4 protein-coding genes are annotated in these 6060 nt (G+C 72.6%); all 4 read right to left on the bottom strand.

Annotation, left to right across the window (positions count from 1 at the left end; translation table 11 throughout):
* Positions 1 to 674: 674 nt before the first annotated feature.
* Entirely contained in the window at positions 675 to 1187 is a 513-nt protein-coding gene (locus EF918_RS31325) for a hypothetical protein (protein ID WP_125652306.1), read from the bottom strand.
* On the bottom strand, positions 1172 to 2209 hold the full coding sequence (locus EF918_RS31320) for a ParA family protein (protein WP_312847882.1): 1038 nt from the start codon (positions 2207 to 2209) through the stop codon (positions 1172 to 1174). Before EF918_RS31320 ends, EF918_RS31325 begins: the two co-directional genes overlap by 16 nt.
* Before the next feature lie 470 nt (positions 2210 to 2679).
* A complete protein-coding gene (gene ald, locus EF918_RS31315) occupies positions 2680 to 3795 on the bottom strand; it encodes an alanine dehydrogenase (protein ID WP_125652304.1) in 1116 nt (371 codons plus the stop codon).
* Between the two features lie 152 nt (positions 3796 to 3947).
* Complete coding sequence (locus EF918_RS31310) at positions 3948 to 5918, bottom strand: tetratricopeptide repeat protein (RefSeq protein ID WP_260610836.1); 1971 nt, start codon at positions 5916 to 5918, stop codon at positions 3948 to 3950.
* Positions 5919 to 6060: the final 142 nt, after the last annotated feature.

Genomic DNA, 6060 nt, shown 5'->3' with positions numbered 1-6060 from the left:
GTTCGAGGGCATTGCGGTCCAGGTGGGGCGGAAGCGGGGCCCGGTCGGGCCGGGCGGCACGCTACCGGCGGAGCCGGAAGGCGGGCGGACGGTCACGGTACCGGCGGAGCCGGGCGGCAGGCAGGCGGCCACGGTACCCCGGCAGCCCGGCACCGGGCAGACGGCCACGCTGCCGGGGGCCGGGCGGCGTGTTGCCGCCGACGGGGCCGAGCAGCCACCACAGGGCGCAGCCTGCCGCGATGGCCTCAGGGCCCGGGCCGAGCCCTGGGAAGGCGCCACCTCGCCCCCGCGCGGGGCGGGTTGTTGCAGAGCCGCTCCGTGGCCCCTCCGGGACCCGGCGGTGGGGAGGTGGCCGCGCTACCGGCGGAGCCGGGCGGCGTTGCCTCCGCCCGAGCCGGGCGCCGGGCCCATGGCGCGGGCCTGCCGAGCTGGCCCATGGCGCCCGGGCCGGAGCGAGCAGACGGCCACGCTCCTGGCGAAGCCAGGTGGCGGGCCACGGTGGCACGGAGGCTGCGGTGCCGGCCGGTACCTCCGGGTCCCGGGGCGGCTTGCGGCCGTGCTGCCTGCGGAGGCGGGTCAGGTGCCGGGCAGGGCGTCGCGGGCCGGCCAGGTGCCGCGGCTCGGGGCTCGGGGCAGCGGCCCGGGGCTCGAGGCCTGGCGAGGCCCCGGAAGGGTCAGCGGCCTCGTAGGCGGCGGACCAGGATGGAGGCGTCGCCTCGGGATTCCAGGTCGGCCAGGACCACCGCCACCGCCTCGCGCACGATGCGGCCGCGGTCCACGGCCAGGCCGTGCTCGCCGCGCAGGACCAGGCGCGCGTGCTCCAGGTCCATCAGCTCCTCGGCGGAGACGTAGACCGTGATCTTCTCGTCGTGGCGCTCGCGCCCGCTGGGGCGCCGGTTCGCGCCCCGGCCCTTGCGCCGCGGCGCAGGGGCAGCGGCGGCCCCGGCAGCGGCGCCGGCCGCCGCGGTGGGGCCGGAACCTTCCTGCGAGCGGCGCGGCGCACCCACCGTCGGCTGCCTGGACTGCTCGGCCGGCGCCGCCGCCTCCTGCGGCACCGCCAGCTCCGCCGCGCCGGAGGCGGACGGCAGTTCTTCCGTCCCCCGTCGCGGCGAGGAGGCCTGCAGGGCCATCCCCCCGGTCGTACGGAACAGTTCTTCGGCTCCGGGCAGACTCACTCGGCGTGACACCGGGCGAGCACCTCCCTGGCGAGCTGGCGATACGCGGCGGCACCCACGGAGTTGGAGGCGTACGTCGTGATGGGCTCACCGGCGACCGTGGTCTCCGGGAAGCGCACCGTACGGCCGATGACGGTGTGGTAGACGTGGTCGTCGAAGGCCTCGACCACGCGCGCCAGCACCTCACGGCTGTGCACCGTGCGGGAGTCGTACATCGTGGCGAGGATGCCGTCCAGTTCGAGCTCCGGGTTCAGGCGCTCCTGGACCTTCTCGATGGTCTCCGTCAGCAGGGCCACCCCGCGCAGCGCGAAGAACTCGCATTCCAGCGGCACGATGACCTTGTGAGCCGCCGTCAGGGCATTGACCGTCAGGAGGCCCAGCGAGGGCTGGCAGTCGATGACGATGTAGTCGTAGTCGTTCATCAGCGGCTTCAGCGCACGCTGGAGCGTCGACTCGCGCGCGACCTCGCTGACCAACTGCACCTCGGCGGCGGAGAGGTCGATGTTGCTCGGCAGCAGGTCCATGTTGGGGACGGCCGTCTTGAGCAGCACCTCGTCGGCCGACATGCCCCGCTCCATGAGCAGGTTGTAGACCGTCAGGTCGAGTTCCATCGGGTTCACGCCGAGGCCGACGGAGAGGGCGCCCTGCGGGTCGAAGTCGACGAGCAGGACGCGGCGGCCGTACTCGGCCAGCGCGGCACCCAGGTTGATGGTCGACGTGGTCTTGCCGACGCCGCCCTTCTGGTTGCACATCGCGATGATCTTCGCCGGACCGTGGTCGGTCAGCGGGCCCGGGATCGGGAAGTACGGCAGGGGCCGCCCGGTGGGGCCGATCCGTTCGCGGCGCTGTCTCGCCGCGTCGGGGGCGAGGGTGGCCGCGTACTCGGGGTCGGGCTCGTACTCGGCGTCGGGGTCAAAGAAGTGCCCCTCGGGCACCTCGTCGTAGTCGGCGAAACCGGTGGGCTCACGGCCGCTCAGGTCGCCGGCCGTGGAGTTCACGTCTAGGCCGTCCATGCTCTTCTGGGGCGTCGTCATGTGCTGGTGGTTCGCGAAGGTACGTACTGCGACGGAGCCGACAGTTTCGAGCCCGTCGGCACCTTGGCCGCGCGCGGGCCCTCCTGCTTGACCACCCCCAGGAGCAAATGTCGACTCATTCACAAGTCGTCTTACCTCCTCGGACGTGACCAGGACACTTATCGATAGGTCAGCGTGGCACCATGCCGACGGTTGGCGACTCTATGGCGTGTCACCGCTCCGCAGCAACACAATCCGCCGGACCCGGCACGATGTGTCGGCAACCGAACACCACTCTGTCAAGGGCGTACGGGCCGTCACTGCGAAGTTTCGCGGGTGCGCGAAACGGTTAAAGGGTTACGTTCGAGGCGAGTTGAGCCCACGAGGGGCCGCGCGCGCGTACGCGTCCGGCCGGACCTTGCGGGCAAGGTCCGGCCGGATACGTGAGATTGACGTCAGTCGTTGACGGGAGCCACCGACTGGCGGCGGGGTCAGCCCAGGAGCGTGTTCAGCTCCACCGACGCCAGGCCGTGGGCCTCGGCGACGGGACCGTAAACGACCTGGCCGTCATGGGTGTTGAGGCCCTTGGCCAGCGCGGAGTCACGGCGCAGCGCCTCGACCCAGCCGAGGTTCGCGAGCTGCACGATGTAGGGCAGCGTGGCGTTGGTCAGCGCGTAGGTGGAGGTGTTCGGCACCGCGCCCGGCATGTTGGCGACGCAGTAGAAGACCGAGTTGTGGACCTGGAAGGTCGGCTCGGCGTGGGTGGTCGGACGGGAGTCCTCGAAGCAGCCGCCCTGGTCGATGGCAATGTCGACAAGGACACTTCCGGGCTTCATCTTGGCGACGAGCTCGTTGGTGACCAGCTTCGGAGCCTTCGCACCCGGGATCAGAACGGCGCCGATGACGAGGTCGGCCTCGATGACCGCCTTCTCCAGCTCGAAGGCGTTGGAGACGATCGTCTTGATCTTCGTGCCGAAGATCTTGTCGGCCTCGCGGAGCTTGTTGATGTCCTTGTCGAGCAGGGTCACGTGGAAGCCCATGCCGATGGCGATCTGCGCCGCGTTCCAGCCGGAGACGCCGCCGCCGATGACCACGCACTCACCGGCGTGGGTGCCGGGGACACCGCCGGGCAGGACACCGCGGCCGCCGGCGGAGCGCATCAGGTGGTAGGCGCCGACCTGCGGGGCCAGCCGGCCCGCGACCTCGGACATCGGGGCGAGCAGCGGCAGCGCGCGGTTGGCGAGCTCGACCGTCTCGTAGGCGATGGCGGTGGTGCCGGACTCCAGCAGGGCGTCCGTGCACTCGCGGGAGGCGGCCAGGTGCAGGTAGGTGAAGAGCGTCTGGTCCTTGCGGAGGCGGTGGTACTCCTCCGCGATCGGCTCCTTGACCTTCAGCAGCAGGTCAGCGGTCTGCCAGACCTCGTCGGCCGTGGCCAGGATCTCGGCGCCGGCGGCGACGTACTCGGCGTCGGTGATCGAGGAGCCGACACCGGCGTTCTGCTCGATGAAGACCTGGTGGCCGTTACGGACGAGCTCGTGCACACCGGCAGGGGTGATGGCCACCCGGAACTCGTTGTTCTTGACCTCGCGGGGGATACCGACCTTCATCGTCGATCACGGTCCTTGGCTCAGGGGATTTTACGGTGCATTGCCATACATACCCGCTCACAAGAGTGCGCAACGGGATGCTCCACGTGATGACGTGGCAGAGCCAGTTTAATGAAGGATTAACGCGTGTCTAGCCTTGCAAACAAATAATCTCAGTCGGATCTACTACGGATTTCGCAGGCAGCAGGGTCGGTGGGGGCATCGGACAGCAGCCGATCGGCCATCGTGCGGTGCAGCCGGGCCGCCGCCGGGTCACCGAGCCGGTCGAGCGTGTCGGCCAGCCGCACCTGGAGCGCGGCCTGAAGCCGCAGGTCCCCGGCCCGCCGCGCCAGCTCGATGGCCTCGCGGCAGGTGTGCAGCGCCTCCTCCGGCCGGCCGGCGTACTCCTGTACTCGCGCCATTTCGCTCAACGCCCGCGCCTGTCCCGGGACATCGGCGAGTTTGCGGTACCCCGCCGCGGCCGCCCGCCAGCTGCGCAGCGCGTCGCCGTACCGCCCGGCGAGGGTGTGCACATTGCCGAGCCGCCCGTACAGCCTGGCCTCGTCGGCTCGCTCCCCCCTCGCGAGCGCCTGGGACAGCGCTCGACCGAACCAGTCGGCCGCCCGGTGGTAGTCGCCGAGCGCCTGGTGGGCACCGCCTACGGATTCCATCGCGCGGCCCGTGGCATAGGGGTCGCCCGCCGCCCGCCCGGCGTCCAGCGCGGCCCGGTAGCGCTCCAGGGCCTCGGCGCTGCGGCCGGTCTCCGCGTCGAGGTCGGCCAGGTTCAGCAGGGCCGCCGCCCGCTCCCGGTGCAGCGAACGCCGCTCGGCCACGTCCAGCACCAGCCGGTGCAGCGGGTAGAGCTCGGGCGCGGCCTCGGCGGTGCCGCGGTGCTCGGCCAGCGCCCGGACCAGGGCGGCGACCAGCCGGCGGGCCAGGGTGTCCAGCTCGCCGTCGGCCACCGCGAGGTGCGCGGCGGCGGTCAGGGCGGGCAGCCGGCTGTCGAGCCAGGCCCCGGCGGCCCGCCGGTCGGCGAACCGCAGGGCCCGCGGCAGCTCCAGCCGCTCGCGTACGGGCTCCGCGCCGGCCTCGGCCATGGCCCGGCAGGAGTGCAGCAGCCGGACGGTCCGCTCCAGCATCCGGGCCCGGGCGAGCTGGACCTCGCCGGGCCGTTCCTTGGTCTCCAGCAGGCCGCGCACCAGCGGGGCCAGACAGCCGGGCAGCAGGAAGAGGCCGTCGGCGGCCGGGCGCAGCAGGCCGAGCTGGGCGAAGTCCTCCAGGGTGGACTGGGCGGCGACGACCGAGCAGCCGGCGAGCGCGGAGGCGATGTGCGAGTCGATCAGGCCGGTGGGTGCGAGCGGCAGCAGCCGCAGGGTGCGCTGGGCGGGCTGCGGCAGGGAGCCGTAGACGAGCTGGAAGGTCTTGGCGACCGGGCCGCCGGCCCCGGCGGGCATGTCGTGGAGCTGTTTGGCGAGGTCGACGAGGGAGGCCTTGGGGTGGACGGCCAGCCAGCCGCCGGCCAGCGCGAGGGCGGCGGGCTGGCTGCCGCAGGCCTCGGCGAGGGCCTCGGCGGCGCGCGGGTCGGCGGCGATCCGGGTGTCGCCGGTCTGCCGGGTGAGCATCTGGACGGCGGAGGCGGGGTCCAGGCCGCCGAGGGTGCAGGGGCGGACGTCGGGGATGCCGGTGAGCGGGCCCTCGGCGGTGACGACGACCAGGCAGTCGGGGTTGTCGGGGAGCAGGGCGTCCACCTGGAAGACGTCGGCCGCGTCGTCCAGCAGCAGCACGGCGGTCCGGTCGGCCAGGGCCTCGCGCAGGGCCGAGCCGAGCTCGTCCTCGCCGGCGCCGGGCGGGGTGGCGCGTCCCAGGGAGCGGAGCAGGCCGCGCATGACGGCCTCGGTGTCGGCCGGTTCCCCGCCGGGCATGGTCAACCGGGCGCGCAGGACGCCGCCGGGGTAGTCGGGCGCCACCTCGCGCACGAGTTCCTCGGCGAGCGCCGTGCGTCCGGAGCCGGGGCGTCCGGCGACCAGCAGGACGCGGGCGCGGGGTGCCTTGGCCTTGCGGCCGGAGAGGGTGTCGAGTCCGGTCCGTGCGATGTCCTCGCGCAGCTCCTTGAGCTCACGCCGCCGCCCGACGAAATCCGCCACGGATCCGCTCCTTTCCCAGCGTTCGGGAAAACAGAGCGTAATTCACTCGGTGCGACGAGCTGCGGGGAGCGCGGCGGGCAGATCCCTCAATCGGATCAGCAGATCGTCACACTTGCACTCCCCTGGCGGCCCTCCCCCGCGC

The organism is Streptomyces sp. WAC06614, assembly GCF_003949795.1.
Taxonomy (GTDB): domain Bacteria; phylum Actinomycetota; class Actinomycetes; order Streptomycetales; family Streptomycetaceae; genus Streptomyces.
The sequence above is the reverse complement of the archived record's forward strand: the minus strand, read 5'-3'. Positions and strand labels throughout refer to the sequence as shown.